Raw genomic sequence first — 25917 nt, forward strand, 5'->3', positions numbered from 1 at the left:
ATAGAAGCGGTCAGGGCCTTTTTTTATTCTTGCCTGGGGGAAAACCAGAGATATGAAGAGGGTAAAGGAAAAGTAGTGAGGAAAATTCTCTAGTTTAGAAGGAAAGCAGATCAAGAATAAAAAGAATAAAAAGCATCTTTTGAGATGGAAGAGAGGCCCGAACCGTGGATAGAAGCGGTCAGGGCCTTTTTTTATTCTCGCCTGGGGGAAAACCAGAGATATGAAGAGGGTAAAGGAAAAGTAGTGAGGAAAATTCTCTAGTTTAGAAGGAAAGCAGATAAAGAATAAAAAGAATAAAAAGCATCTTTTTAAGATGGAAGAGAGGCCCGAACCGTGGATAGAAGCGGTCAGGGCCTTTTTTTATTCTCGCCTGGGGGAAAACCAGATATATGAAGAGGGTAAAGGAAAAGTAGTGAGGAGAACTCTCTAGTTTAGAAGGAAAGCATAAAAAGAATAAAAAGCATCTTTTAAGATGGAAGAGAGGCCCGAACCGTAAGTAGAAACGGTTCGGGCTTTTTTATATTTCGAAAGAACAGGTAAAGGTATGTTTCCGTTTCTTTTCATAAACAATAAGGTGAATAATGCGTTAGCTTTATGTTTTAGCCGAAATATATTCTAGACAAAAATACATTTATGTTTTAAAATTAGTACCAAGTCATAATAATTGATATAAAACGGAGGGCTGCGATGTGAACGTGGGCATTTTAGGGATCGGAAGATATGTGCCAGAAAAAGTAGTCACAAATCACGATTTAGAGAAAATAATGGATACATCCGATGAATGGATTCGTACGAGAACAGGCATTGCGGAAAGACGCATTGCCGATGATACAATAGATACTTCATATATGGCCGTAGAGGCTTCTAAAAAAGCGCTTGAAGATGCAGGGGTTAGCGGAGAGGATATCGATCTTATTTTAGTAGCGACAGTAACACCAGATCGTGCTTTTCCAGCAGTAGCTTGTGTTATTCAAGAAGCGATTGGCGCAAAACATGCAGCTGCAATGGATTTAAGTGCAGCGTGTGCTGGTTTTATGTACGGAATGATTACAGCGCAGCAATTTATTCAAACGGGAACTTATAAAAATATACTAGTAGTTGGTAGTGATAAACTATCTAAAATTGTAGATTGGAATGATCGAAATACAGCGGTACTATTTGGAGACGGAGCTGGTGCGATCGTAATGGGAGCTGTTTCAGAAGGGAAAGGCGTTCTATCTTTCGAATTAGGAGCGGACGGAAGTGGCGGTAAGCATCTTTATCAAGATGAGTATGTTATGATGAATGGCAGAGAAGTCTTTAAATTTGCTGTTCGTCAACTTGGGGATTCTTGTCTTCGCGTTTTAGATAAAGCTGGTCTTACGAAAGAAGATGTGGATTTCTTAGTACCGCATCAAGCGAATATTCGTATTATGGAATCTGCAAGAGAGAGATTAAATTTACCACAAGAAAAAATGAGTATGACAATTGAGAAGTTCGGTAATACATCAGCTTCTTCCATTCCGATTGCAATGGTAGAGGAATTGCAAAACGGACGTATTCAAGATGGTGATTTAATTATACTTGTTGGTTTTGGCGGCGGATTAACATGGGGAGCAGTCGCTCTTCGTTGGGGTAAATAAGGACTGAGAGAAAAAAAGGAGTGTATTTTGTATGGAAAAAAAGAGGGTCGTAATTACAGGACTAGGAGCTGTTACACCGGTCGGTACAGATGTTGAAACAGCGTGGGAAAACATTAAAAAAGGTGTATCTGGAATCGGACGACTTACAAGAATTGATCCGGAACTATTTCCAGCAAAAGTAGCAGCAGAAATTAACGATTTTGAAGTCGAGAAATATATTGATAAAAAAGAAGCGCGCCGTATGGATCGCTTTACACAATATGCAGTAGCAGCAGCGAAAATGGCAGTTGCAGATGCAAAGCTTGAGATTACAGAAGAAAATGGACCTCGAATTGGTGTATGGATTGGTTCTGGTATTGGTGGTATGGAAACATACGAAGAACAATTTAAGATTTTTACTGAGAAAGGCCCGCGCCGCGTGAGCCCATTCTTCGTACCGATGATGATTCCAGATATGGCAGCAGGCCAAGTATCAATCGCAACAGGGGCAAAAGGAATTAACACTTGTTCTGTAACGGCTTGTGCATCTGGTGCAAACTCAATTGGTGATGCATTTAAGGCGATTCAGCGCGGTGATGCGGATGCAATGATTACGGGCGGAGCAGAGGCGCCGTTAACAAGTATGGCATTCGCAGGATTTAGCTCAGCGAAAGCATTAACATTCAATGAAGATCCAGCAACAGCTTGCCGTCCATTCGATAAAAACCGTAGTGGTTTCGTAATGGGTGAAGGTTCAGGTATTTTAATTCTTGAAGAATTAGAGCACGCATTAGCTCGTGGTGCTCACATTTATGCGGAAATCGCTGGTTACGGTGCAACTGGTGATGCATTCCATATTACAATGCCAGCTCCTGGCGGTGAAGGCGGCGTGCGCGCAATGCGTCAAGCTTTAGCGGATGCAGGTCTACAGCCAGAAGATATTGATTACATTAATGCGCATGGTACAAGTACGGATGCGAATGAAAAGTATGAAACGATGGCAATTAAAGAAACGTTCGGTGAGCATGCGTATAAAGTAGCAATCAGTTCAACGAAATCAATGACAGGTCACTTATTAGGAGCAGCTGGTGCTGTTGAAGCGATCTTCTCTATTAAATCAATTACAGATGGAGTAATTCCTCCAACAATTAACTATGAGACACCAGATCCAGAATGTGACTTAGATTACGTACCGAATAATGCGAGACATCAAGAAGTAAACGCGGTGTTAAGTAATTCATTAGGATTCGGTGGTCATAACGCAGTATTAGTATTTAAAGCGTATAAATAATAGATGAAATAAGGAGTTTTTTCGTAACATATTGCGAAAAAACTCCTTATTTATTTTTACGCCTTTTTCTCCTTTTGCATATACATAAGAAAAAGGAGGGATAAAGATGGGGATTGTTGAAACTGCTGAGTGGTTACATCTATATTATGGACGGCCAGAAAAGCTATGTGAGAAGTTTACGAAGTATATCCCGCTGCCAAAAGAAAGGTTGTATCGCTTTTTAATTTCTAAAGGTATGTATCGCCCTGTTATGCGAGGAGAACGAGAAATTACAGAGTTAGAGAAAAAGGAAGTTTGGAAAGAGTTACGTGCGGAGTATGAGAAACTGAAAAATTGGTTAAAAGGTCCAGATGTCCCTGTCTTTATTTTATTATCAGATTCCTATAATCGAACTGTACAAGAAGAGTATAACGGCAGGGCTGGATTATCTATGCGTCACGTTATTTTCTTATTCGTATGTGGACGGAATTCGGTGGAAGAATTAAAAGTTCTATTGGCGCATGAATATCATCACATATGCAGGTTGCATCAAATTGAGACGAAAGAAACGGAATATACATTACTTGATACGATGATTATGGAAGGGTTAGCTGAGCAAGCGGTAACGGAAAGATATTCAGAAAAAAACAATGCACCGTGGACGACGTATCTTTCAAAAGAAGAGGCTATATATTATTGGAAAAACGTTGTACATGAAAGAATAAGTATAAAGCGAGGAACAAGGGAGCACGACATCTTATTAAATGGTTTTCACTCTTATCCGAAGATGCTTGGCTATGCGCTTGGATTTCATATTGTTAAAGATTGTGTAACTTTGGAAGGAGAAGATACACTTTCTTTATTACCTATAGATGCGAAAGAAATATTGAATAAAGCAAATACATTTCATATATAAAAAACAGGAGCTCTCTTTCCTGTTTTTTTAGTATTAATAGAAGAAAAAATAATAATTAGAATATATTTCCTTAGGTGGAATAAAGTTAAGAAAAATTGAACATAATGATGGATACAAACAGTAGTGAAGTGAGGGGTAGTGAATGTTATATCTACATGATGTATGGGTAAATTGGTTTGAAGGTGAAGAGAATGGGTATAACGTTTGTCATTTTTACGAATGGCGGAAAGATGATACGATTGAGCTATTAGATCAAGTGCCATTATTAAAAGTAGATTCCACATTATATCATTACATCGAGAACGAATTGTTAGAGCTTCCGCAAAAAATGTTGGAAGACGTACATCATAAGGCTTATATTCGTAAAAATCATGAACGTTTGCAGCAAGAGTATTGCTTTGTAGTTACAGATGGAAAAGGAATTATTGCGATTGATACAATTGGTTACAACGTGCCAATTCGAAAGAGCAGACTTATACCGCGCCAAGAGCAGATGGTATATGAGATGGTAGAAAACGTACAAGCAGAAAAGTATGAGTTCCAAGTAGAAGAAATGGAAAAAGAACATCATATTTTATCACCATCACCTTTCATTATGAATGGCTTAACTCGTAAAGAAAGGCAGCTTAAACAATTACTATTTATGGCGTTAGATCAATTACATACAACGAAAAACACAGCAGAAATTCGCTATTGGTTCACAGAGTGGGATCCATCAGCATACGGAATGGTTCAACATATGGAATTTGAAGATATTTGGGCTAAGCTGTACGATGAAGCGAAAACAGGTTGGTCTGAGAAGCACGAACAATTATGCGAGCGTCTCGTAAAAGGACAGCCATTTTTTGAAAAGTTATGGGAAATGGAAAACGAGCAAAAGGTAAATTAAAAAAACCGCCAATTGGCGGTTTTTTTTATTTGTGGTAACTTAGCTCCAGCGGCAAGCTCTTCGTGTCTAAGAACCTTCCGCATAAGAAGGCAAAAAGCGCCTTTTATGCGAAAGAACCTTAGCCAGTCAGAGCTGAACGAGCCGCCTCCGCTTTATAAATTACCTACGTTTTCTGCTTAGTCCCATTGCGTTTTCTACTTTGCGTAGTTGTTTGAATGCAACGCGGTTTGCTTTTTCGGCACCTTTGTCTAGAATTTCGTCTAGTTCTGGTGAGTTGATTAGTTCGTTATATTTGTCTTGGATTGGACGAATTGCCTCTACGACTACTTGTGCTAGGTCGCCTTTGAAGTCGCCATATCCTTTTCCTTCATACATTGCTTCGATTTCTTCAACTGTTTTTCCAGAGAATGAAGAGTAGATTGTTAATAAGTTAGAGATGCCAGGTTTGTTTTCTTTATCGAATTTCACGATACCGTCAGAGTCAGTTACAGCACTCTTAATTTTCTTTTCAATTGTTTTTGGTTCATCAAGCATGCTGATCATTGATTTTGGGTTCGGATCAGATTTACTCATTTTTTTCGTAGGTTCTGTTAGTGACATAACGCGAGCCCCTACTTTTGGAATGCGAATTTCAGGAATTGTGAATACTTCACGGAAGCGTTTGTTGAAACGCTCTGCTAGGTCGCGTGTTAATTCCATATGTTGTTTTTGATCATCACCAACCGGTACGATTTCCGTGTTGTAAAGTAAAATGTCAGCAGCCATTAATGGTGGATACGTTAGTAATCCAGCTGGAACTGAATCTCTACCTGATGCTTTATCTTTATATTGCGTCATACGCTCTAATTCTCCAACGTAAGCAACGGATTGCATAATCCATCCTAGTTGAGCGTGTGCTGGTACTTCTGATTGTACAAATAAAGTAGCTTTTTCAGGATCGATGCCGCATGCTACATAAAGTGCAGCAAGACTGCGGATGTTTTTACGAAGCCCGACAGGATCTTGAGGTACTGTAATTGCATGTTGGTTTACAATACAGAAATAACAGTCGTGTTCGTTCTGAAGCTCTGTAAATTGCTTCATAGCTCCTAAATAGTTTCCAAGTGTAATCGTTCCACTTGGCTGAATACCAGAAAAGATAACTGACATAAGTAATTCCTCCTAAATTTGAATGCGTAATGGGGGAAGAGAAGGCAAACAAAAAAGCCCATTCATCCCAAAAAACTATAGGGACGAATGGACCGCGGTACCACCCTAATTATTTCACTGCTGTGAAATCTCTCTAATCCATAATAACGTTTGGATATAACGCCAAAGCCTACTACTTTCGGTTCGGTTTGGAGCTCAAAAGCCCATTCCATACTGTACAATTACTTGTTCACACCAGCCACAAGCTCTCTGAAATTGCCTCAATATGTACTCTTCTTTATCATCGCATACATATAAATTTATTTATTGTTACCTGAGTTCTTTTAAATATGAAAGAACTAAAGTTTTATAACAAAATGTTTTGCTGATTATTATATCATATGGGATAGTGTTTGCAAACTACATCAAAATAGTAAAGCTAATGAAGGTCGAGAATAATCCAAGAATGATACCGGTAATGCAAATTGGATACGTCCATTTGAATGAATATGTTTTATAAATACGTTCTTTCTTATCGACAGGTTCCTCTACTTCTTCAATTAAAGAGTCAATTTTTTTGTTCGTACCAAATACTCTTTGGAATGCGTAAATTGTTACGTTAAAAAATCCATTTTGAAATATGAATAAAAAACCGCCTATAAGAATAAAAAATAGTGCAATATAAAAAGAGATGTTGACAAAATTCAACAAAAAATGCGATGAAACGAGGAATGCACCAATACTAGAAGCGATTATCGCTATGAAAATTAGTATACAAGTATGAAAAAAAACTTTATTCAAAATGTTCCCCTCCGTCAAAATATTACTAGAATTATTATACTATAAAAGCTATAATATGTACTAGAACTAATTTTTTGAAAATTATACGCAATTAAAGGTCTGATTGCAAGATGATGGTAGCAATGTTAACGTATCCCTTTACAAAAAAATAAAAAAATAAACATTTTATTAAAAATTTTAACAAAAAAACAAAAAACTATATTCACAATTGTTATATTATATGTATAATGAAAATTGTAGAAACTTGGAGATTATTCTTTCAATTCTACTTTTTTACAAGTGAGGGTACAGGAAGTGCAATTAGGGGAGGCAACACAACATGAAGAAAAAGATACCGTTATTACTTGCATCGACGTTGACTGTCAGTATGTTAGGAGCTTGTAGTTACCAAAAAGAGGATAATAAAGCAGGCGCGAAAGAAAAATCCTCAAACAAGCAAGTGTTAAATCTAACTGAGACAGCTGAAATCCCAACTATGGATACGACGTTATCAACAGATGCAACATCTTCTAACATCATGAATAACACAATGGAAGGGTTATATCGTCTGGGGAAAGATGATAAACTTGTTCCGGGTGTAGCTAAATCTTATGAGAAATCAGAGGATGGCAAAAAATATGTGTTTAAGTTACGTGAAGATGCGAAATGGTCTAATGGTGAACCTGTAACAGCGAAGGACTTCGTTTATTCTTGGCGAAGGGCTGTAGATTCAAACACGGGTGCCAAGTTTGCTTACATACTATTTGATGTTAAAAATGCGGAGAAAGTTAACAAAAAAGAGTTACCAGTTGAAGAACTTGGTGTAAAGGCAATTGATGATCATACACTTGAAGTGGAATTAGATAACCCTGTTCCTTATTTTGTAAGTTTAACAGTCTATCCAACATTATATCCTTTGAATGAGAAATTTGTAACAGAACAAGGAGCAAAGTTTGGATTAGAATCCAATACGACACTTTATAACGGTCCATTCGTATTAAATGAATGGAAGCATGAACAAAGTTTCAAGCTTAAGAAGAATCCAACGTATTGGGAAAATAAAGAAGTAAAACTTGAGGAAATAAACTTCAATATTGTTAAGGATCGTTCAACTGCTATAAATTTATATGAAACGAAAGCAATTGATCGTGTAGTCTTAACATCAGAGTTTGTAGATAAATACAAATCAGATGCTGACTTTAAAACGATTAAGAGACCATCTACACAATTTATTCGCTTAAATGAAAAGAATAAATTTTTAGCAAATAAAAATATCCGAAAAGCAATTGCAATGTCCTTTGAACGTGAAAACATCGGAAAAGTAATCTTAAACGATGGTTCAGAGGGTATATATGGTTTTGTTCCGAAAGGCTTAGCAAAAGGTCCGAATGGAAAAGACTTCCGTGAAGAAAACGGAAAGCTTATAAAAGAGGATATGAAAGAAGCACAAAAATACTGGGAAGCTGGTAAAAAAGAACTTGGTGTAGACAAAGTAGAGTTAGAGCTATTAAACTTTGATACTGATGATGCTAAAAAAATCGGAGAGTATTTAAAAGGCCAATTTGAAAAGAACTTACCAGGTTTAACAGTTCCAACAAAAATGCAACCATTTGCACAAAAATTAAAACTTGAAGCAAGTGGAGATTATGCAATGTCATATGCGGGATGGAGTCCAGATTATATGGATCCAATGTCATTCCTTGAAATGTATACGACAGGTAATGCGCAAAACAAAGTACATTACGCAAACCCAGCGTATGATGATTTAATTAAAAAAGCAAAAACAGAAGTTGATGTACAAGCTCGTTGGGATGCATTATTACAAGCAGAAAAACAACTACTTGAAGATGCAGCAATTGCTCCAGTATATCAACCTGGAAAAGCATATTTACAACGCCAATCTATTACTGGCCTATTAGAACATAAATATGGCGGGGAATTTAGCTATAAGTGGGTTGAACTCAAAAACTAAAAATGGTTTCCATCATGAATAAGGGTATATGCCTATGATGGGCATGTACTCTTATTTTAAAAAAATAAAAGTAAGAATATTTAAAACTATCTTATTGCTTTTGAGAAAAACGGGGAGGTGCTTGACTATGGGACGTTATGTATTAAAACGTTTCGTGTACATGGCTTTGACATTATTTTTAATTACTACACTGACTTTCTTTTTAATGAAATTACTTCCGGGTTCTCCGCTTAAAAACCAGGAGAAGTTATCACCGGCACAAAAAGAAATCATTCTTGAAAAATATGGCTTAAATGATCCAGTACCAGTTCAATACGCACGTTACTTAGGTAACTTAGCAAAAGGGGATTTAGGGGTATCATTCCAATATGATAACCGTCCAGTAACAGACATGATTGTGGATCGCATTGGACCATCAGCACAACTTGGTTTACAAGCGATTATATTAGGAACATTTATTGGTTTAATTTTAGGAATCGTTGCGGCACTTCGTAACAATACGTGGGTCGATTATGGAGCAACAATTATTTCCGTACTCGGGATGTCGGTACCATCGTTCGTATTTGCCGCATTACTACAATATTTCGTAGGGGTAAAACTTGGATGGTTCCCAGTAGCATTCTGGAAAGGACCAGAGTTTACAGTAATGCCTACAATTGCTTTATCGATGGCAGTTATCGCAACAATCGCACGTTTCGCTCGTGCAGAGTTAATTGAAGTTATGCAAGCTGACTACATTTTAACAGCGAAAGCGAAAGGAATTAGCCAAGGTGTTATCATTATTAAACACGCCCTTCGTAACGCGTTAATTCCAGTTGTAACAATTTTAGGACCAATGGTTGCAGGGTTAATTACAGGTACATTAGTTATTGAGCAAATTTATGCTGTACCAGGACTAGGGGAACAGTTCGTTAAATCTATTACAGTGAATGACTATACAGTTATTATGGGAACGACAATTTTCTATAGTGCGATCTTCATCTTAGTTATTTTCATTGTTGATATTTTATACGGAATTATTGATCCTCGTATTCGTTTAGCGGGAGGGAAAAAATGATGAAAGATGTACAAAAATTATCTCCAGACTTATTTCAACAAGCTAATCAAAATAATGTGGATAATGAAGTCATTGCCCGCCCAAGCTTAACGTTTTGGCAAGATGTAAGAAGACGTTTGTTCCAACATAAAGGAGCAATGTTTGGTTTAGTTTTATTAACGCTTATTATATTACTAGCAATTTTTGGGCCGATGGTAAGTAAACACTCGTATAAAGAGCAAGATTTAGGACGTGCGAAATTGCCACCGAAAATTCCAGTTATTGAAAATGTTCATTGGCTACCATTTGACGGTACAGATCAATATGGTGTTGATCAATATGAAAAACGTGATATTAAAGAGTATTTCTGGTTTGGTACAGATGATCTTGGACGCGATTTATGGACAAGAACATGGGAAGGTACACGAGTATCATTATATATCGCTCTTTTAGCAGCAGCAATTGACTTAGTAATTGGGGTTGCATATGGAGGTATTTCAGCATTCTATGGTGGTAGAGTAGATAACATTATGCAACGTATTATGGAGATTATTAACGGTATTCCATACTTAATCATCGTTATTTTAATGGTAATCATTATGGGATCTGGTATATGGTCAATTACACTCGCAATGGCAATTACAGGTTGGATAGGGATGTCGCGTATCGTTCGTGGACAAATCTTAAAATTAAAAAACCAAGAATACGTATTAGCATCTCGTACATTAGGTGCAACAAACACACAATTAATTGTAAAACACTTAATCCCGAACGTAATGGGACCAATTATCGTAATGACAATGTTTACAATTCCAACAGCGGTGTTTGGTGAGGCGTTCTTAAGCTTCATCGGTTTAGGTATTCAGCCACCATTCGCATCACTTGGTTCTCTTGTAAATGACGGTTATAAATCAATTCAAACGTATCCGCATATGATGTTCATTCCTGCGGTTGTCATCAGTATATTAATTTTAGCGTTTAACTTAATGGCAGACGGATTACGCGATGCGTTAGATCCAAAAATGCGTAAGTAAAAGAGGGGAGAGGCAAAGATGAAAACATTGTTAGAGGTAAAAGATTTACAAGTCTCCTTTGATACACATGCAGGTGAAGTACAAGCTGTACGCGGCGTTACTTTTGATTTGAAAAAAGGGGAAACATTAGCGATTGTAGGAGAATCTGGTTCTGGGAAATCAGTTACTTCTAAAGCGTTAATGGGATTAATTCCGAATCCTCCTGGACGCATTAAAAATGGTGAAATCGTATTTGAAGGTCGTGACTTAACGAAATTAACAGAAAAAGAAATGCAGCAAGTACGTGGTAAAGATATCGCGATGATTTTCCAAGATCCAATGACATCATTAAACCCAACGATGACAATTGGAAATCAAATTATGGAAGGTCTTATTAAACACCAAGGAATGAGTAAAGCAGACGCACGTAAAGTTGCGTTGGAATTAATCGACCTTGTAGGTATTCCAAATCCAGAAGCTCGTTTAAAACAATATCCGCACCAATTCTCTGGTGGTATGAGACAGCGTGTAGTTATTGCGATGGCATTAGCTTGTAACCCAAAATTATTGATTGCCGATGAGCCGACAACAGCGCTAGACGTTACAATTCAGGCGCAAATTTTAGAGCTTATGAAGGACATTCAACAAAAAACAGAAGCAGCAATCATTTTCATTACGCATGACTTAGGTGTAGTGGCGAACGTTGCGGACCGCGTAGCAGTTATGTACGCTGGTAAAGTTGTTGAAATTGGAACTGTAGATGAAATTTTCTACAATCCAAAACATCCATATACTTGGGGCTTAATCGCATCTATGCCAAGTTTAGATGGTTCAGAAGAAGAGTTATATGCAATCCCTGGAACGCCTCCAGATTTATTGAAGCCGCCAAAGGGAGATGCTTTTGCACCACGTAACCCACAGGCACTGAAAATTGATTTTGAAATGGACCCACCTTTATTTAAAGTAAGTGATACACACTATGCGGCAACTTGGTTACTTCATGAGCAAGCTCCAGAAGTAAAACCGCCGGCAGTCGTTGAAAAACGTATTCTTCAAATGAAAGCAGGTGAACAACATGACTAAACAACGTGAGAAATTAATTGAAGTAAAAAATGTAAAGCAGCACTTCGACGTGAGTGGTGGTGTTGTCAAAGCGGTTAATGATATTTCATTTGATATTTACCGCGGAGAAACATTTGGTCTTGTAGGAGAATCGGGTTGTGGTAAATCAACAACTGGAAGAACGATCATTCGTTTATATGATGCAACTGCTGGTGAAGTATTGTTTGATGGTGAAAATGTACATGGTAAAAAATCACGCGCAGAACTGAAGAAATTCAACCGTAAAATGCAAATGATTTTCCAAGATCCATATGCATCATTAAACCCTCGTATGACAGTAGGGGATATTATTGCAGAAGGTATTGATATTCACGGATTAGCGAAAAACAAAAAAGAGCGTATGGACCGTGTGCATGAATTATTAAACACAGTTGGTTTAAATAAAGAGCACGCAAACCGTTTCCCGCATGAATTCTCAGGTGGACAACGTCAACGTATCGGTATCGCTCGTGCACTTGCTGTAGAACCTGAATTTATCATTGCCGATGAGCCAATCTCAGCACTTGACGTATCAATTCAGGCACAAGTTGTAAACTTACTGAAAAAGTTACAAAAAGAAAAAGGATTAACATACTTATTCATTGCCCATGATTTATCAATGGTAAAATACATTAGTGACCGCATTGGCGTAATGTATCGTGGTCAAATCGTTGAATTAACAACAAGTGATGAGTTATATGCAAATCCAATTCATCCATATACAAAATCACTATTATCAGCAATTCCACTTCCAGATCCAGATTATGAGCGCAATCGTAAACGTATCGTATACGATCCATCTCAGCACAATTATGGTAGTGAAGAACCGACAATGCGTGAAATTCGCCCAGGACATTTCGTACTATGTTCTGAAGCGGAGTATAAGAAATATAAAGAGATTTATCAATAATAAAAAATCCATTCTTCTATCACGGAAGAATGGATTTTTTACTATATAAAAGAGTTGTCAATATTTCTCGGTAAGTCGATATATTTAAAGAATCGCAGATATAAGTTGCTTATACTAATGACTACACCTTAATTAAACGAGTATTATTGCGCCTGAACAGAAACAATCTCCTCTTGTTCTTGAGGTTTAACAAGCGCATAACGCTCCCACGCTCTACTTTTCCAGCGGAAGAACATAATAATGGCACGTGTCCATTCATCAATAGCAATTGCTAGCCAAATACCAACGAGCCCCATATCTAAATGGAAGGCGAAAAAATAACCGAGTGGTAAACTCATTAACACCATAGAGAATGCGCCGATTAAAACTGGGTACTTTGCATCACCAGCTGCGCGAAGTGAATTGATGATGACGATGTTCATCGTACGCCCTGTTTCAAGTAGTACACTTAGTAAAAGAACGCTTGCACCTAACGCAATAATGTGCGGATTATCTGTAAATAGTCCCATTAATTGTGTGCGGAATGTAATAACGAGAGCAACCATACATAAAGTGACACCAATCGCCCACTTTACACTTTTCCATACACGTTCATACGCTTCATCTTTTTCACCACCGCCAACGAGACGTCCGATAATAATTGCAGTTCCCATACCGATTGCAATAGCGAATAAATAAGTGAACATAGAAATGTTCGTAGCGTATTGTCTAGCAGCTAACGATTCCGTTCCTAAATATGTTGCATAGTATAAGAAGACAATTTGGCAAGCTTGATACATAACCTGCTCAAACGCAGATGGAATTCCGATTTTTAAAATTTTCCCGATATATTCTTTTGATAAGGTGAAATAATATTGTAATTTTACACGGTACTCCATAACGCGGTACAGTAACCAGAAGAAAACGATAAGCGCTATAAGTCGGCTGACAGCAGAAGAAATGGCAGCCCCTTGTACACCTAGCTCTGGGAAACCAAATTTTCCGAAAATGAGTACGTAGTTTCCAGCGATATGAATAATATTCATTCCAAGAGAAATAAACATCGCTTGCTTTGTGAAGCCATGTACGCGGATAATTGCGGCTAATGAATTAATAATAGCTTGAAGGAAAATAGCTCCTCCGACGATGGATAAATAGCTCTGTGCATACATAAGTACATCGCCTTGTAAGTTCATCGCCATCATCATATGTTTTGAAAATAAAAGAAAACCAGCACTTATTACGAGTCCGACCACTAAATTTAATGTGACGGCTAAAGCTGATATTTTAGATGCTTCCATAAAACGTTTGGAACCGAGGTATTGAGATACGACGATCGCTGCGCCGTTCCCGATGACTTCTAGTACCAAAATAGCGATATGGAGGTATTGATTCGCTGCACCAACCCCAGATACAGCATCGTCTGATAATGCACTTAACATGAAAGTATCAGCGATCCCCATTAACATAAATAGAAAAACTTCTAGAAAAATAGGCCATGTTAATAAGAATAAACTTAATTTCTTAGTAGGCCCGTTTTTTGCCTGAATTGCTGTCATGTCCGTCCCCTCTTTACCGATATCTATTTTTAGCAAAGTGTATCGTAACATACTTTCTTAACCTTTGCACTCATTTTAACCTACATATCTTTATTATGAAGGGAGAGCTATTTTATGATAAAAACAGAAGGATAATTATGCGTAAAGTATTATAAAATATAAACTTTGTTTTTCTCTGATAATTTAGAAAAATATAAAAATAACTATTTTCAACACTTTAGTAAGGATAATCAGCAATATGAAACGTTTACAAAGGTTTGAATTTTAACAGAAAATTTTAATAAAATAGAAATATAAATATACAAAAAATATATTTGTGTGTATAATATGAATTATTAGAACATATATATATTTCTTTTTGTTTGAAAATGAAAGGGCTAACATTTTTGTGGAGGGTGGAAGTATGAAAAAAAAGATGCCAGTTTTTGTAGTATCAACAGTAGCAATGAGCATGATGTTAGGGGCATGTAGCTACCAAAAAGATGAACCGCAAGCGAACGCAAAAGGGGATAGCGGGAAAAGCGGTGCGAAGCAAGTTATTAACTTAATTGAAACGCAAGAAATTCCAACGATGGATCCAGCGTTATCAGCTGATGCAGTTTCTTCAAGAGTAATGACTAATACGATGGAAGGCTTATACAGTCTAGGAAAAGATGATAAGCTAGTTCCTGGTGTAGCGAAGGAATTCAAAAAGTCAGAAGACGGTAAAAAATATACATTTAAATTACGTGAAGACGCAAAATGGTCAAATGGTGAGCCTGTGACGGCGAAAGATTTCGTATACGCATGGCAAAGAGCGATTAACCCAGATACAGCTGCGAAATCAGCGTACATTATGTATGATATAAAAAATGCTGAGAAAATCAATAAAAAAGAGATGAGCCCAGATCAATTAGGTGTAAAAGCAATTGATGATTATACATTAGAAGTGGAATTAGACAATTCAATTCCATATCTTGTAGATTTAATGGTATATCCAATCTTCTATCCTGTGAATGAAAAGTTCGTGAAAGAGCAAGGTACGAAGTTTGGTTTGGAAGCGAATACAACACTTTATAACGGACCATTTACATTAAGTGATTGGCAACATGAACGTAGCTTTAAAATGACAAAGAGCGCGTCATATTGGGACAATAAAGAAGTGAAGATTGAGGAAGTAAACTTTAATATTGTAAAAGATACGTCTACACCAATTAATTTATATGAAACAAACGCAGTCGATCGAGCGACGTTATTAGCGGAGTTCATCGATAAATATAAAGGAAAACCAGATTTCCAAACAGTAGAAGATACATCTGTATTCTTCCTTCGTTTAAATCAAAAAGATCCAGCGTTAGCAAATAAAAATATTCGTAAAGCAATTTCACTTGCTTTTGAACGTAAACCGTTCGTTGATACATTATTAAATAACGGTTCTAAGCCAGCAACAGGATTAATTCCTGATAACTTCATTAAAGGACCGGATAAAAAGGACTTCCGTGCTGTAAATGGAGATATTGTAAAACCAAACGTGAAAGAAGCGAAGAAATATTGGGAAGCTGGTAAAAAAGAGCTTGGTAAAAATGAAATCGAATTAGAGTTATTAAACGAAGATGTTGAATTATCGAAGAAAACAGGGGAATATTTAAAAGGTGAGTTAGAAAAGAATTTACCAGGTTTAACAGTGAAAATTAAACAACAACCATTCGCGCAAAAACTAAAATTAGAAGATGCGGGCGATTTCGTCATGTCATTCTCTGGATGGAGTGCAGACTTCCCAGATCCAATTACATATCTTGATATGTTTGTAACTGATGGATCACAAAATAAAATGAAATATTCTAATCCGAAATATGATGAGATCATCATGAAAGCGAAAAAAGATGGAAGCGATGTAAATGCTCGTTGGAAAAGTTTACTAGAAGCAGAAAAAATGTTACTTGATGACGCTGCGATTGTTCCAGTATATCAACGTGGTAGAGCATACTTACAAAGAGAATCAATTAAAAATATGTACAACCATAAATATGGCGGCGATTTAAGCTTTAAATGGGCGTCAGTAGAGAAATAAGAAAAAAGCAGGTGATTACCTGCTTTTTTTAATACGTACGTTTCTTATAAATACCTTTCCCGCCAACCTCGTTCCAGCCGGATTGTACATCCAAACTTTTATTAACAAACTTCATCTTTTCTTTTCCGCCAAAGAGTTTTTCACCAATACTATTTGTAATGACGCCAATCAATGCTGTTATTCCGATGATGAGGGCAGCAACAGTGACAAAATCAATAAAAAAAGCAATCATTCGCAAATTCCCCCTTTGCCTGTCTGTATGTTTATTGTATGAGATAAAAGATAAAAAAGAAAGAAATGTCAGAAAAATGTTCAGTTTATTTTAGAAGTCTTATAGACATGGATGCGAATGTTTGTTAAAATAAGAACAGATGTTCTTTGGGGTTCTCACTTATATAGTCTTACATTTCTTAATTGATTTATCAGAAAAAGGTAAGAAAACGTTTTTTTTCATAGAAAAGATTATGAGAAAATAACTGTATATCATTATGAGAAATCTATGAAAATCAAGTGTTAAGAGGGTTGAAGATTATTGTTAAAGAACAGCTGAAGTAAGTGTGATTATGTTACATAGCAGTGAAATGCACGGAAGAGTTTTCTCAATTAGAAGGAAATTTACTGTATATTTCTTGCAAAATCTATTGTATAATGATTATAGAAGTTACTTATTAAAAGTAATTGTTGTTTACTAAAAGTTGTTGCTTACATGAAAAGCAATTTTTGCACTTTGTTTTAAGACAAGGTATCGCGAAAAATTGCTGAATTTAGAAATTTAAACTGTAATTAGTACAGAATTTGTACTCTTTAAGGAGAGTGAGCTTTGTATGGTAACATTATATAGTTCTCCAAGCTGTACGTCTTGTAGAAAGGCGAAATTATGGCTAGAGGAAAATCATATTCCTTATACAGAACGTAATATTTTCTCAGATCCGTTAACGATTGAGGAAATTAAAGAGATTTTACGTATGACAGAAAGCGGAACGGATGAGATTATTTCTACTCGTTCGAAAGTTTTTCAAGAATTAAATGTAAACTTAGAGTCTTTACCACTTCAAGATTTATATAAGATGATTCGTGACTATCCAGGGATTTTACGTCGTCCAATTATGATTGACGAGAAACGCCTTCAAGTAGGTTACAATGAAGACGAAATCCGCCGTTTCTTACCACGTACAGTAAGAACGTTCCAATTACGTGAAGCACAGCGTCTTGTAAATTAATTATAATAATATGAAAACCTTCTACCTATTATATAGTAGAAGGTTTTTTTTAATGTTTCAAATTTCGTAATCGAACTCGTTGAACGATAAAGCCGATGCATAAGATGGTGAAAATAAATAAGTAAGGAATGCCTGCAGTGAAACTTGGGTTGTTATGAAAAAAGGTTGCAAGTCTGTCTTCATGTGTGACCATTTTTCCTGCTGTATAAGCGAGAATTGCTGCCCCGCAATAAATGAGGAATGGAAAGCGTTCCATAAGTATTAAAATGAGTTTGCTGCCCCAAATAATAATCGGGATAGAAATGAGTAAACCGATTATTACGAGTAAAAATCTTCCGTGAGCTGCCCCTGCAATGGCGATAACGTTGTCAAATCCCATAACAAGGTCCGCGAATACAATTGTACGCACAGCTTGAAATAAAGTTGTTTTTCCTTGAATAGAAGAAAGATCGTTGCTATTATCAGTTAGTAAATTTACTGCAATGAATGTAAGTAAAATGCCCCCGATAAGCTGCAGAAATGGAATGTCGAGCAAATAGACAGCTAGTATAGTAAGGATAATTCTTAGTACGATTGCTAAAAGAGTACCGATCAAAATAGCTTTATTTCGTTTCGATTCAGGTAAATTTCGGCTAGCTAGTGCGATGACAATTGCGTTGTCACCACCTAATACAACATCGATACCGACAATCATTAGTACAGATGTTAAAAACTCTAAGTCCATTCGTCTGCCTCCATTTATGATGTTTTAATAAGCGAACTATATGTATGTGGTGAAAAGGACTAAAGCATCTTCTCTAATAAAAGTTTCACTTTATTACAGTGTACGGGGGAAGATGGAAATGTATGTCCAAATTTTTTATAAGTGAGGCATCGCGACAATGATATATTTGTGTATACCATTGAATGAAGATAGGTATATAACTATTTTTGTAAAATAAATCGATTTTATTTCCATTCTGGAGAATCTTATCATAAAATGAGAGTACAAGAATCTATTGATTTGTCATATGAGTGGGGAATCCCTTCATAACAATTCTAAGCAGGAAGGGAGAGTTGTATTTTGGATATTGAAAGAATTAATGATCATACGATGAAATTTTTTATTACGTACATTGATATAGAGGACAGAGGCTTTAATCGTGAGGAAATTTGGTATGACCGCGAAAGAAGCGAAGAGCTCTTTTGGGAAATGATGGACGAAGCTCGTGATCATGACGATTTCTTTATTGATGGGCCGTTATGGATTCAAGTGCAAGCAGTCGATAAAGGGATTGAAGTACTTGTAACGAAAGCAGAACTTTCAAAGGATGGACAAAAGCTAGAACTACCAATAGGTGTAGATAAAATTATAGACATTCCTCTAGATGAAGGTATTGAATCATTATTCCAGCAAGAATTAGTGGAAGAGGTAGAGGAACAAGCAGGTACAAACTTTAACGAAGATGGTACGTTTGGCTTTTTAATTAAGTTTAATGATTTTGAAGATGTCATTTCATTAAGTCATCGTCTTATCTTTGAAGATATAAAAGATGAGCTGTATTCATTTGAGGACCGCTATTATGTATATGTGGAATTCGATGAAGTGCTACATGATGAAGAAGAAATTGATCGCATTTTAAGCATTGTTTTAGAATACGGGGAAGAATCAACTTTAACAATTCATCGTGTAAGTGAGTATGGGAAACAAATTGTGAAAGAGCATGCGCTTGAAACAATTCGCAATAATTTTCCTGCTAAAACGTAGGCCGATTTCTGTAGTATGAAATCGGCTTTTTATATGAAGAATAGGAAAGCTTTCTTAGTAAGGAGGTAAGAGATGAAAAATACGTTAAAGTTGATTTTCTTTGTTTTACTATTGTTCGCATTATTTGTGTCATTACGTATGTTTATTGATGTAGCGTTTTATTCGGATGTAATTGGGATAAAAGATGTTTCGATTTTAGGTATTATTAGTATTTTATTTACGGTATCTGCATTTTTAATTGGTTGCGTTATTTTCTTAGAGAACCGTCATCCGTCAAAAACACTTACATGGCTCATTGTGTTAGGGATTTTTCCGGTATTTGGATTCTTCGCTTATTTATTATTCGGGCAGAACTTTCGGAGGAAGAGAATGTTCCAAAAGAAGGCGTTGCTCGATGAACAAGCGTTTTTACAATATAAGGGGCATGAAGATTACGAAGAACGGATTTTGCGCAATCATAAGCATCAAGAGCTGTTATTTCGTTTAGCGGATCGCTTAGGCGCTTTAAATATTTCATTTCAAACTGAAACGAGAACATTAACAAATGGAGATGAAACGTTTCAGGCTATTTTAGATGGATTAAAACGAGCGAAACATCACATTCATATGGAATATTACATTGTGCGTGATGATAAACTTGGAACAGAAATTAAAGATATTTTAATACAAAAATCAAAAGAAGGCGTAGTCGTTCGTTTTTTATATGATGCGGTTGGAAGTTTTAAATTATCAAAATCATATATTGAAGAATTAAACGACGCAGGTGTCGAAATGATTCCGTTCTTCCCTGTACGTTTTCCGATTTTAAACGATAAGATTAATTATCGAAATCACCGAAAAATCGTTATTATTGATGGGAATGAAGGATTTGTAGGTGGATTAAATATTGGTGATGAATATTTAGGAAAGGATAAGTACTTCGGCTTTTGGCGAGACACGCATTTATATTTGCGTGGGGAAGCTGTGCAAAGTTTGCAGCTTATTTTCCTTCAAGATTGGTTTTATATGACTGGTGAGGCTGTGCTAGCCCCTGAATATTTACAAGCGAAAGCAGTTGAGGGGGAGCATTGGGGCGGCGTGCAGCTCGTTGCAGGTGGGCCGGATAATAAATGGGAAACAATTAAACATTTATATTTTGCCATGATTGCTTCTGCGCGGAAATCCATTTGGATTGCAACGCCGTATTTCATTCCGGATGATGATATTTTATCCGCGTTAAAAGTAGCGGCACTTGCTGGTATTGATGTTCGGTTGTTAATGCCGAGTAAGCCTGATAAGCGAACTGTCTTTTACGCATCGAGATCGTACTTCCCAGAGCTTTTAGATGCAGGGGTAAAGATATATGAATACGAAAAAGGTTTTCTCCATAGTAAAGTTGTCATTGTCGATTCTGATTTAGCTTCAATTGGGACAGCGAATATGGATATGAGAAGTTTTCATTTGAACTTTGAAGTAAATGCCTTTTTATATGATACAGATAGCATTCGAAAACTTGTTCAAGATTTTAAAGACGATTTAGAAGAATCAAGTGAAATTCATGTCGATCGTTTTCATAAAAGGCGTCTTCATAGACGAATTGTTGAATCAACGTATCGGTTATTATCGCCATTATTATAAAAAGAGATGTCCGAAATTGGGACATCTCTTTTTTAAAAGGAATTTGTAATAAATTGTAGAATATAAGGAGCTGAAAGGGTGTGATTCCGATGTTTATCGCCAAAAGAGAAAACGGAGAAAAAATTCATCTACTCGATCATCATGATGAAGAGCTTTTACACCGTATGCGTAAAAGGGAGAGTTTCTTTTGCATAGCTTGTGGGAAGAAAGTACTAATGAGATTAGGAAAACAAAAAAAGTGGCATTTTGCTCATAAGAAAGAAGATTCATGTTTAGCCTTTTATGAAGCAGAATCTAAGTATCATAGGCACGGTAAAGAATTGTTATATAGATGGTTCAAACGTCAAAACTTTCATGTAGATATAGAGCATTATTTGCCAGAGATTCAGCAACGACCAGATATTTTCATAGAGAGAGCAGGGCGAAAAGTTGCGATTGAATACCAGTGCGCAAATCTCTCTATAGAACAGCTGTATAAACGGACCTATTCGTATTGGCGAGCTGGTATACAGGTCATTTGGATCATTGGTGGAAATCAATTGAAAAAGCACTCTGCATATTGGATGAAATTTTCCTCACTTATGGCTTTCTCCTTACAATCTTATCCTCAACCACTTCTTATTTTCTTCTGTTCGAAACAAAAATCATTTATGAAATGCGCGTTTCTCACTTCGTTTTCTACAAGCGTCTCTTTCTCACATATTATATATTTACCAACTGAAACGACTACTTTTGAAATGCTCTTTTCTCCCGTTCCATTCAAAAAAGAAATATTAGACCGAGAATGGAAGAAGCGAAAGGACTATTTTCGAAAAAATGCTTTGCCTATTTGGAATTATAATCATAAGTCACTATTACGCCTCTTGTATCAATGTAAATGTACCCCAGCAAATTTCCCTTCTGAAATTGGTGTGCCGCTCCCGTCCTCATTTGCTTTTCAAACAAATCCATTTATATGGCAAGCTTTTCTGTATATGAAGTGTATAGGCGAGCTTGCGATAGGGGAGTGTATTTCCCTCGAGTATGCGTGTAGCTATGTGAAAAAGTATACGAAAAGGCGGATGCTCCCGTACTTTTCAACACATATATGGAAAGTAGCAGTTACTGAGTATATGACATTTTTATGTTGTGCAGGCGTATTACGTAAAGTAGGGACTTATAAGTACCGGAAAATAAGGGGGATAGCTATGTTAAAAACTGAAGAGGAAGTTATAAAATATGATGCAATTTGCTTAGCGTATGCCTTATCTTTATTTGAGGCAAAGTACAACATGAGAGAAGGAAAAGGGGATATAATAAAGACTGATCGTGAAGGAATTACATAAGAAAAATCGAATTGTATGTAAGTAGAGATATTTAAAGGAGGGCTTAAAGGATGTCTGAACAAAACACAGCAAAAACATTACCAGATCGCAAAGAAATTGAAGAATCAAGTACGTGGCGGTTAGAAGATATTTTCCAAACAGATGCAGAATGGGAAAAAGAATTCCAAGCCATTAAAGAGCTATTACCGAAGTTAACTGAATTTAAAGGGAAACTGGGTGACTCTGCGAACAATTTACTGGAAGCATTGCAATATGAAGATGAAATTTCAATGCGATTAGGTAAGCTATATACATATGCACATATGCGTTACGATCAAGATACAACAAACTCTGTGTATCAAGCGTTAAATGACCGCGCGACAAATTTATATTCACAAGTATCTAGTAGCACAGCATATATTGTGCCTGAAATTTTATCGATTTCAGAAGATACATTGCAAACATTCTTGAAAGAAAATAGAGACTTAAGTGTATATGAGCATGCGTTAGAAGAAATTACGCGTCAACGCCCTCACGTATTATCTGAAGCGGAAGAGGCTCTATTAGCAGAAGCATCTGAAGTAATGAGTGCGTCAAGTAATACATTTGGTATGTTGAATAATGCGGATTTGAAATTCCCATCTATTAAAGGTGAGGATGGAGAAGAAGTAGAAATTACACATGGTCGTTACATTCAGTTTTTAGAAAGTGATGATCGTCGTGTACGCGAAGATGCATTCAAAGCTGTATATGAAACGTACGGAAAATATAAGAACACATTTGCAAGTACGTTAAGCGGAGCTGTGAAACGTAATAATTTCAACGCGCGTGTTCGCAAATACGATTCTGCACGTCAAGCGGCATTAAGTAATAATAATATTCCTGAAGCGGTGTATGATCAACTTGTTCAATCTGTAAATGACAATTTACACTTGCTACATCGATACATTGATATTCGTAAGCGTGCGCTAGGACTTGATGAGCTTCATATGTATGATTTATATACACCACTTGTACCAGAAGTGAAAATGAACGTGAAGTATGAAGAAGCACAAGACATGTTATTAAAGTCTTTACATGTACTTGGTGATGAGTATGTTGACATTTTAAAAGAAGCATATGAAAATCGCTGGGTAGATGTGTATGAGAATAAAGGAAAAAGAAGCGGAGCATATTCATCTGGTGCATATGGAACAAATCCGTATATTTTAATGAACTGGCATGATAATGTAAATAATTTATTTACACTTGCTCATGAATTTGGTCATTCTGTGCATAGTTACTACACAAGAAAAACGCAGCCGCACGTATACGGTGACTATTCAATCTTCGTTGCAGAAGTAGCATCAACTTGTAATGAAGCGCTTCTAAACGATTATTTATTAAAAACGACAGAAGATAAGAAAGAGCGTCTATACTTATTAAATCATTATTTAGAAGGATTCCGTGGTACTGTATTCCGTCAAACGATGTTCGCAGAGTTTGAGCATATGATTCATAAGAAAGTACAAGAGGGACATGCGGTTACGCCAGACATGTTAACGGAGATTTACTATGATTTAAATAAGAAATATTTCGGTGATTCTTTAGTAATTGATGAAGAAATTGGTTTAGAGTGGTCTCGTATTCCGCACTTCTACTACAACTATTACGTATATCAATACGCAACAGGATTTAGTGCAGCGACGGCTCTATCTAAACAAATTTTAGAAGAAGGGCAACCAGCAGTAGAACGTTACATTAATGAGTTCTTAAAAGCAGGAAGCTCAGATTACCCAATTGAAGTGCTGAAAAAAGCTGGAGTAGATATGGCATCTCCAGAACCAGTAAAAGAAGCATTGCAAGTATTTGAAGAGAAATTAAATGAATTAGAAGCATTATTATTTGAAGAGAAGTAATAGAAAAGACGAGGGAATCACCTCGTCTTTTTCTTGATGTTATTTTGTCGATATTTGTCGAAAAAATTAAGAGAATGGTCTTCTTTTTCTAAATTAGAAGACAGTTTTACAGTTTATTAAAACCCTTTAAATCGTTTTTTATGGTTGAAATAAGAGAGAGCGATGACAATGACTCCAAATAAAAGAGGGAAGGCAATCATTTTAGGAAAAGCTTGTAGTAGAGAGAGGATGTACAAGAAAAAAGAAATGATGACAGCTAGAATGATAAGTAAAATATACGTTTTTTTCATACAAAACACCTCCAAAATAGCTTTTTTATAGCTTATTCAAAAATGAAAACGTTTAGAATGTGACAAAAGTGTGAAATTCGACAAAAGGGGTTGTCATCTGACGTCGAATCTTGTAATATAATAAGCGTGAACGAATTCACATACAAACATATACCCCTTTGTTTGAACGTGAAAATTTCTCCCATCCCCTTTAATATTTTTATAAGCCGTAAAGAAAAAGACCTGGTGTTTACACCAGGTCTTTTTCTTTTGCTATCCATTTCCAATAACGCTCACATTTTACGTCAATCATTTGTACTTTTCGTTTCAGTTGTAATTTTTTTAGTTCACGTTCAATTTCTTGCTTCGAGCAGTCATATATAAATGCTACTTCTTTTGAAGAGATAAATTGTGTCGCTTCCAGTAATACTTCTAAAGGTGGTAATGGCTCTGGCTCGATTTCACATTTTACAAGTTCTTTCAATAATTGTACGTAGACGTCGTAGGAATACGTTCCAGCGATTTTAATACCTTCTTCATCTGAATTTGCATGAAAGAATACGAGAGAAGGTATTTCTGTAATATGCATCTCATTTGTGAATTTTAAGTCACATTGGAAAGCCTTTTTTGCGCTAGCGGAATATAGGTCTTTTTTAAATTCTTCTACATCAATATTGCTATCTTTTGCGCATGCAAGTAATAATTCGCAGTCAGGATTTGATACATTTTCAAGGAAAATGTATTCTTGGAGTTTTCGCAAAAACTTCGAACCTGCTTTTCGGCCTTGCAACTCCGCTGCTTTAATTGCCATCGAAACTAAATATGGTGTTGACGATGCTTCTTGCATATGTACCTTTCCATCACATGAAAAACCTTGTAAACTTGTTGTCTTTTCCCACACAAATCGAATATTAGCAGGTTTATTCCATTTGTGTGAGGAAGCGTTCGTTCCGTCCACTTTTCCTGTTACGATATGACGAATAGAGAAGTATTTCCCATATTCAAGCCATAGTTTAATAATAAAGGGTTCAATTTCCCAGCAATCTTTACAAAGTGGATCAATAAATAAATATGCTTCTACAGACTTATGCTCACATGCGGAAGGAGATGGCATATTGATATGCTTTGCTTCCTGTTTATCCATTATATTTCACCTGTTTCGTCTGGAGTATTAACCATATGCTGAGCAGTTAATGCTAAACGTTCAAAAACGAACTCTCTTATATGACCGTGCACTCCTGTGTCATCCATTGCTTGCTCCATGCACGATAGCCAAGCCTCTGCTCGTTTTGGAGTAATCTCAAACGGGAGATGGCGTGCTCTTAACATAGGATGACCATGTTCTTCCGTATACAAATTAGGACCACCTAAATATTGTGTTAAAAATTGCTTCTGCTTCCTAGCTGTTTCTGTTAAATCATCCGGGAAGATGGGAGATAGGTCAGGGTGTTTACTGACATAGGAATAAAATGTGTCTACTAATATTGCAATGCATTGTTCACCGCCAATTGCTTCAAATGGTGTCATCGGTTGCTTGCTCATCCTTTTAAACTCCTTTTTCCATGAAATGTATATCTATTGTAGCAATGGAATGTTAGGGAGGGCAAATAAACAGCCTTCATAACGTTCTTTGCTTATTCTACAGATGTAAAAGAATC

Annotated in this window: 23 protein-coding genes and 1 other annotated feature; of the genes, 15 read left to right on the forward strand and 8 right to left on the reverse strand. The window is 36.4% G+C overall.

The window, feature by feature from the left end; all coding sequences use genetic code 11:
- Positions 1-689 precede the first annotated feature (689 nt).
- From fabH to MR070_RS16645, 4 genes are all read left to right on the forward strand, one after another.
- The gene (gene fabH, locus MR070_RS16630) at positions 690-1622 is read left to right on the forward strand and encodes a beta-ketoacyl-ACP synthase III (RefSeq protein WP_001100541.1); all 933 of its coding nucleotides are present in this window, start codon (positions 690-692) and stop codon (positions 1620-1622) included.
- Between the two features lie 31 nt (positions 1623-1653).
- Positions 1654-2892, forward strand: coding sequence for a beta-ketoacyl-ACP synthase II (gene fabF / locus MR070_RS16635; RefSeq protein WP_000412651.1), 1239 nt, complete (start codon positions 1654-1656; stop codon positions 2890-2892).
- 106 nt (positions 2893-2998) lie between these two features.
- The gene (locus MR070_RS16640; protein WP_197225627.1) at positions 2999-3787 is read left to right on the forward strand and encodes a DUF2268 domain-containing putative Zn-dependent protease; all 789 of its coding nucleotides are present in this window, start codon (positions 2999-3001) and stop codon (positions 3785-3787) included.
- Positions 3788-3929: 142 nt separating this feature from the next.
- The gene (locus MR070_RS16645; protein WP_000966137.1) at positions 3930-4676 is read left to right on the forward strand and encodes a YjbA family protein; all 747 of its coding nucleotides are present in this window, start codon (positions 3930-3932) and stop codon (positions 4674-4676) included.
- 159 nt (positions 4677-4835) lie between these two features.
- Here the strand turns inward: MR070_RS16645 and trpS are convergent, their stop codons facing one another.
- Both trpS and MR070_RS16655 read right to left on the reverse strand, forming a co-directional pair.
- The gene (trpS, locus tag MR070_RS16650; protein ID WP_000110984.1) at positions 4836-5825 is read right to left on the reverse strand and encodes a tryptophan--tRNA ligase; all 990 of its coding nucleotides are present in this window, start codon (positions 5823-5825) and stop codon (positions 4836-4838) included.
- Between the two features lie 76 nt (positions 5826-5901).
- Positions 5902-6118, reverse strand: a binding site (T-box leader).
- Between the two features lie 106 nt (positions 6119-6224).
- Positions 6225-6605: a DUF3899 domain-containing protein gene (locus MR070_RS16655; protein WP_001044987.1), complete on the reverse strand. Its 381-nt coding sequence runs from the start codon at positions 6603-6605 to the stop codon at positions 6225-6227.
- A gap of 319 nt (positions 6606-6924) precedes the next feature.
- Here MR070_RS16655 and MR070_RS16660 point away from each other — a divergent pair, with 319 nt between their 5' ends.
- The 5 genes from MR070_RS16660 to MR070_RS16680 all read left to right on the forward strand — a co-directional run bounded on the left by MR070_RS16660 (position 6925) and on the right by MR070_RS16680 (position 12616).
- Positions 6925-8556 carry a peptide ABC transporter substrate-binding protein gene (locus MR070_RS16660; RefSeq protein WP_000727229.1) on the forward strand — a complete coding sequence of 544 codons (1632 nt, stop codon included), beginning with the start codon at positions 6925-6927 and terminating at the stop codon, positions 8554-8556.
- 127 nt (positions 8557-8683) lie between these two features.
- The gene (gene opp3b / locus MR070_RS16665) at positions 8684-9613 is read left to right on the forward strand and encodes an oligopeptide ABC transporter permease (RefSeq protein ID WP_000534165.1); all 930 of its coding nucleotides are present in this window, start codon (positions 8684-8686) and stop codon (positions 9611-9613) included.
- On the forward strand, positions 9610-10626 hold the full coding sequence (gene opp3C / locus MR070_RS16670; RefSeq protein ID WP_000974101.1) for an oligopeptide ABC transporter permease: 1017 nt from the start codon (positions 9610-9612) through the stop codon (positions 10624-10626). The genes opp3b and opp3C overlap by 4 nt, the downstream gene beginning before the upstream one ends.
- Positions 10627-10644: 18 nt before the next feature.
- On the forward strand, positions 10645-11688 hold the full coding sequence (locus tag MR070_RS16675) for an ABC transporter ATP-binding protein (RefSeq protein WP_000854346.1): 1044 nt from the start codon (positions 10645-10647) through the stop codon (positions 11686-11688).
- Positions 11681-12616, forward strand: a complete 936-nt coding sequence (locus tag MR070_RS16680) for an ABC transporter ATP-binding protein (RefSeq protein WP_000166346.1) — start codon at positions 11681-11683, stop codon at positions 12614-12616. Before MR070_RS16675 ends, MR070_RS16680 begins: the two co-directional genes overlap by 8 nt.
- 143 nt (positions 12617-12759) lie before the next feature.
- Here the strand turns inward: MR070_RS16680 and MR070_RS16685 are convergent, their stop codons facing one another.
- Positions 12760-14205, reverse strand: coding sequence for an MATE family efflux transporter (locus tag MR070_RS16685; RefSeq protein ID WP_242261645.1), 1446 nt, complete (start codon positions 14203-14205; stop codon positions 12760-12762).
- A 352-nt stretch (positions 14206-14557) separates the two neighbouring features.
- Here MR070_RS16685 and MR070_RS16690 point away from each other — a divergent pair, with 352 nt between their 5' ends.
- On the forward strand, positions 14558-16204 hold the full coding sequence (locus MR070_RS16690; protein ID WP_144660118.1) for a peptide ABC transporter substrate-binding protein: 1647 nt from the start codon (positions 14558-14560) through the stop codon (positions 16202-16204).
- Between the two features lie 28 nt (positions 16205-16232).
- Here the strand turns inward: MR070_RS16690 and MR070_RS16695 are convergent, their stop codons facing one another.
- Positions 16233-16436 carry a hypothetical protein gene (locus tag MR070_RS16695; RefSeq protein WP_000559976.1) on the reverse strand — a complete coding sequence of 68 codons (204 nt, stop codon included), beginning with the start codon at positions 16434-16436 and terminating at the stop codon, positions 16233-16235.
- A gap of 592 nt (positions 16437-17028) precedes the next feature.
- On the opposite strand from MR070_RS16695, the gene spx reads away from it, so the two are divergent.
- Positions 17029-17424: a transcriptional regulator Spx gene (gene spx / locus MR070_RS16700; protein ID WP_000258267.1), complete on the forward strand. Its 396-nt coding sequence runs from the start codon at positions 17029-17031 to the stop codon at positions 17422-17424.
- Positions 17425-17473: 49 nt separating this feature from the next.
- Here the strand turns inward: spx and MR070_RS16705 are convergent, their stop codons facing one another.
- Positions 17474-18148 (reverse strand): TerC family protein, encoded by a 675-nt coding sequence (locus MR070_RS16705; RefSeq protein ID WP_000362601.1) that lies wholly within the window; start codon positions 18146-18148, stop codon positions 17474-17476.
- A gap of 339 nt (positions 18149-18487) precedes the next feature.
- Between MR070_RS16705 and mecA the strand changes: the two genes are divergently transcribed.
- The 4 genes from mecA (at position 18488) to pepF (ending at position 23990) form a co-directional block, all read left to right on the forward strand.
- Complete coding sequence (mecA, locus tag MR070_RS16710) at positions 18488-19171, forward strand: adaptor protein MecA (RefSeq protein WP_000350710.1); 684 nt, start codon at positions 18488-18490, stop codon at positions 19169-19171.
- A gap of 72 nt (positions 19172-19243) precedes the next feature.
- Entirely contained in the window at positions 19244-20788 is a 1545-nt protein-coding gene (locus MR070_RS16715; RefSeq protein WP_000799204.1) for a cardiolipin synthase, read from the forward strand.
- An 80-nt stretch (positions 20789-20868) separates the two neighbouring features.
- Positions 20869-22113, forward strand: coding sequence for a competence protein CoiA (locus tag MR070_RS16720; RefSeq protein ID WP_242261646.1), 1245 nt, complete (start codon positions 20869-20871; stop codon positions 22111-22113).
- 50 nt (positions 22114-22163) lie between these two features.
- Positions 22164-23990 carry an oligoendopeptidase F gene (gene pepF, locus MR070_RS16725; protein ID WP_000003388.1) on the forward strand — a complete coding sequence of 609 codons (1827 nt, stop codon included), beginning with the start codon at positions 22164-22166 and terminating at the stop codon, positions 23988-23990.
- Between the two features lie 116 nt (positions 23991-24106).
- Here the strand turns inward: pepF and MR070_RS16730 are convergent, their stop codons facing one another.
- From MR070_RS16730 to MR070_RS16740, 3 genes are all read right to left on the reverse strand, one after another.
- Positions 24107-24280 (reverse strand): hypothetical protein, encoded by a 174-nt coding sequence (locus tag MR070_RS16730; protein ID WP_041184086.1) that lies wholly within the window; start codon positions 24278-24280, stop codon positions 24107-24109.
- Positions 24281-24509: 229 nt separating this feature from the next.
- On the reverse strand, positions 24510-25403 hold the full coding sequence (locus MR070_RS16735) for a ClpXP adapter SpxH family protein (RefSeq protein WP_000360652.1): 894 nt from the start codon (positions 25401-25403) through the stop codon (positions 24510-24512).
- A complete protein-coding gene (locus tag MR070_RS16740) occupies positions 25403-25801 on the reverse strand; it encodes a globin domain-containing protein (protein WP_000043380.1) in 399 nt (132 codons plus the stop codon). Before MR070_RS16740 ends, MR070_RS16735 begins: the two co-directional genes overlap by 1 nt.
- Positions 25802-25917 lie beyond the last annotated feature (116 nt).

Origin of the sequence: Bacillus cereus group sp. BfR-BA-01453 (genome assembly GCF_022662915.1) — a bacterium.
GTDB classification, from domain to species: domain Bacteria; phylum Bacillota; class Bacilli; order Bacillales; family Bacillaceae_G; genus Bacillus_A; species Bacillus_A paranthracis.

What these genes read in the sequence shown, in the direction of transcription:
- fabF (WP_000412651.1), top strand. Translation starts at nt 1,654, where the DNA reads ATGGAAAAAAAGAGGGTCGTAATTACAGGACTAGGAGCTGTTACACCG.
- MR070_RS16640 (WP_197225627.1), top strand. Translation starts at nt 2,999, where the DNA reads ATGGGGATTGTTGAAACTGCTGAGTGGTTACATCTATATTATGGACGG.
- MR070_RS16645 (WP_000966137.1), top strand. Translation starts at nt 3,930, where the DNA reads ATGTTATATCTACATGATGTATGGGTAAATTGGTTTGAAGGTGAAGAG.
- trpS (WP_000110984.1), bottom strand. Translation starts at nt 5,825, where the DNA reads ATGTCAGTTATCTTTTCTGGTATTCAGCCAAGTGGAACGATTACACTT.
- MR070_RS16660 (WP_000727229.1), top strand. Translation starts at nt 6,925, where the DNA reads ATGAAGAAAAAGATACCGTTATTACTTGCATCGACGTTGACTGTCAGT.
- opp3b (WP_000534165.1), top strand. Translation starts at nt 8,684, where the DNA reads ATGGGACGTTATGTATTAAAACGTTTCGTGTACATGGCTTTGACATTA.
- opp3C (WP_000974101.1), top strand. Translation starts at nt 9,610, where the DNA reads ATGATGAAAGATGTACAAAAATTATCTCCAGACTTATTTCAACAAGCT.
- MR070_RS16675 (WP_000854346.1), top strand. Translation starts at nt 10,645, where the DNA reads ATGAAAACATTGTTAGAGGTAAAAGATTTACAAGTCTCCTTTGATACA.
- MR070_RS16680 (WP_000166346.1), top strand. Translation starts at nt 11,681, where the DNA reads ATGACTAAACAACGTGAGAAATTAATTGAAGTAAAAAATGTAAAGCAG.
- MR070_RS16685 (WP_242261645.1), bottom strand. Translation starts at nt 14,205, where the DNA reads ATGTTACGATACACTTTGCTAAAAATAGATATCGGTAAAGAGGGGACG.
- MR070_RS16690 (WP_144660118.1), top strand. Translation starts at nt 14,558, where the DNA reads ATGAAAAAAAAGATGCCAGTTTTTGTAGTATCAACAGTAGCAATGAGC.
- MR070_RS16695 (WP_000559976.1), bottom strand. Translation starts at nt 16,436, where the DNA reads ATGATTGCTTTTTTTATTGATTTTGTCACTGTTGCTGCCCTCATCATC.
- spx (WP_000258267.1), top strand. Translation starts at nt 17,029, where the DNA reads ATGGTAACATTATATAGTTCTCCAAGCTGTACGTCTTGTAGAAAGGCG.
- MR070_RS16705 (WP_000362601.1), bottom strand. Translation starts at nt 18,148, where the DNA reads ATGGACTTAGAGTTTTTAACATCTGTACTAATGATTGTCGGTATCGAT.
- MR070_RS16715 (WP_000799204.1), top strand. Translation starts at nt 19,244, where the DNA reads ATGAAAAATACGTTAAAGTTGATTTTCTTTGTTTTACTATTGTTCGCA.
- pepF (WP_000003388.1), top strand. Translation starts at nt 22,164, where the DNA reads ATGTCTGAACAAAACACAGCAAAAACATTACCAGATCGCAAAGAAATT.
- MR070_RS16730 (WP_041184086.1), bottom strand. Translation starts at nt 24,280, where the DNA reads ATGAAAAAAACGTATATTTTACTTATCATTCTAGCTGTCATCATTTCT.
- MR070_RS16735 (WP_000360652.1), bottom strand. Translation starts at nt 25,403, where the DNA reads ATGGATAAACAGGAAGCAAAGCATATCAATATGCCATCTCCTTCCGCA.
- MR070_RS16740 (WP_000043380.1), bottom strand. Translation starts at nt 25,801, where the DNA reads ATGAGCAAGCAACCGATGACACCATTTGAAGCAATTGGCGGTGAACAA.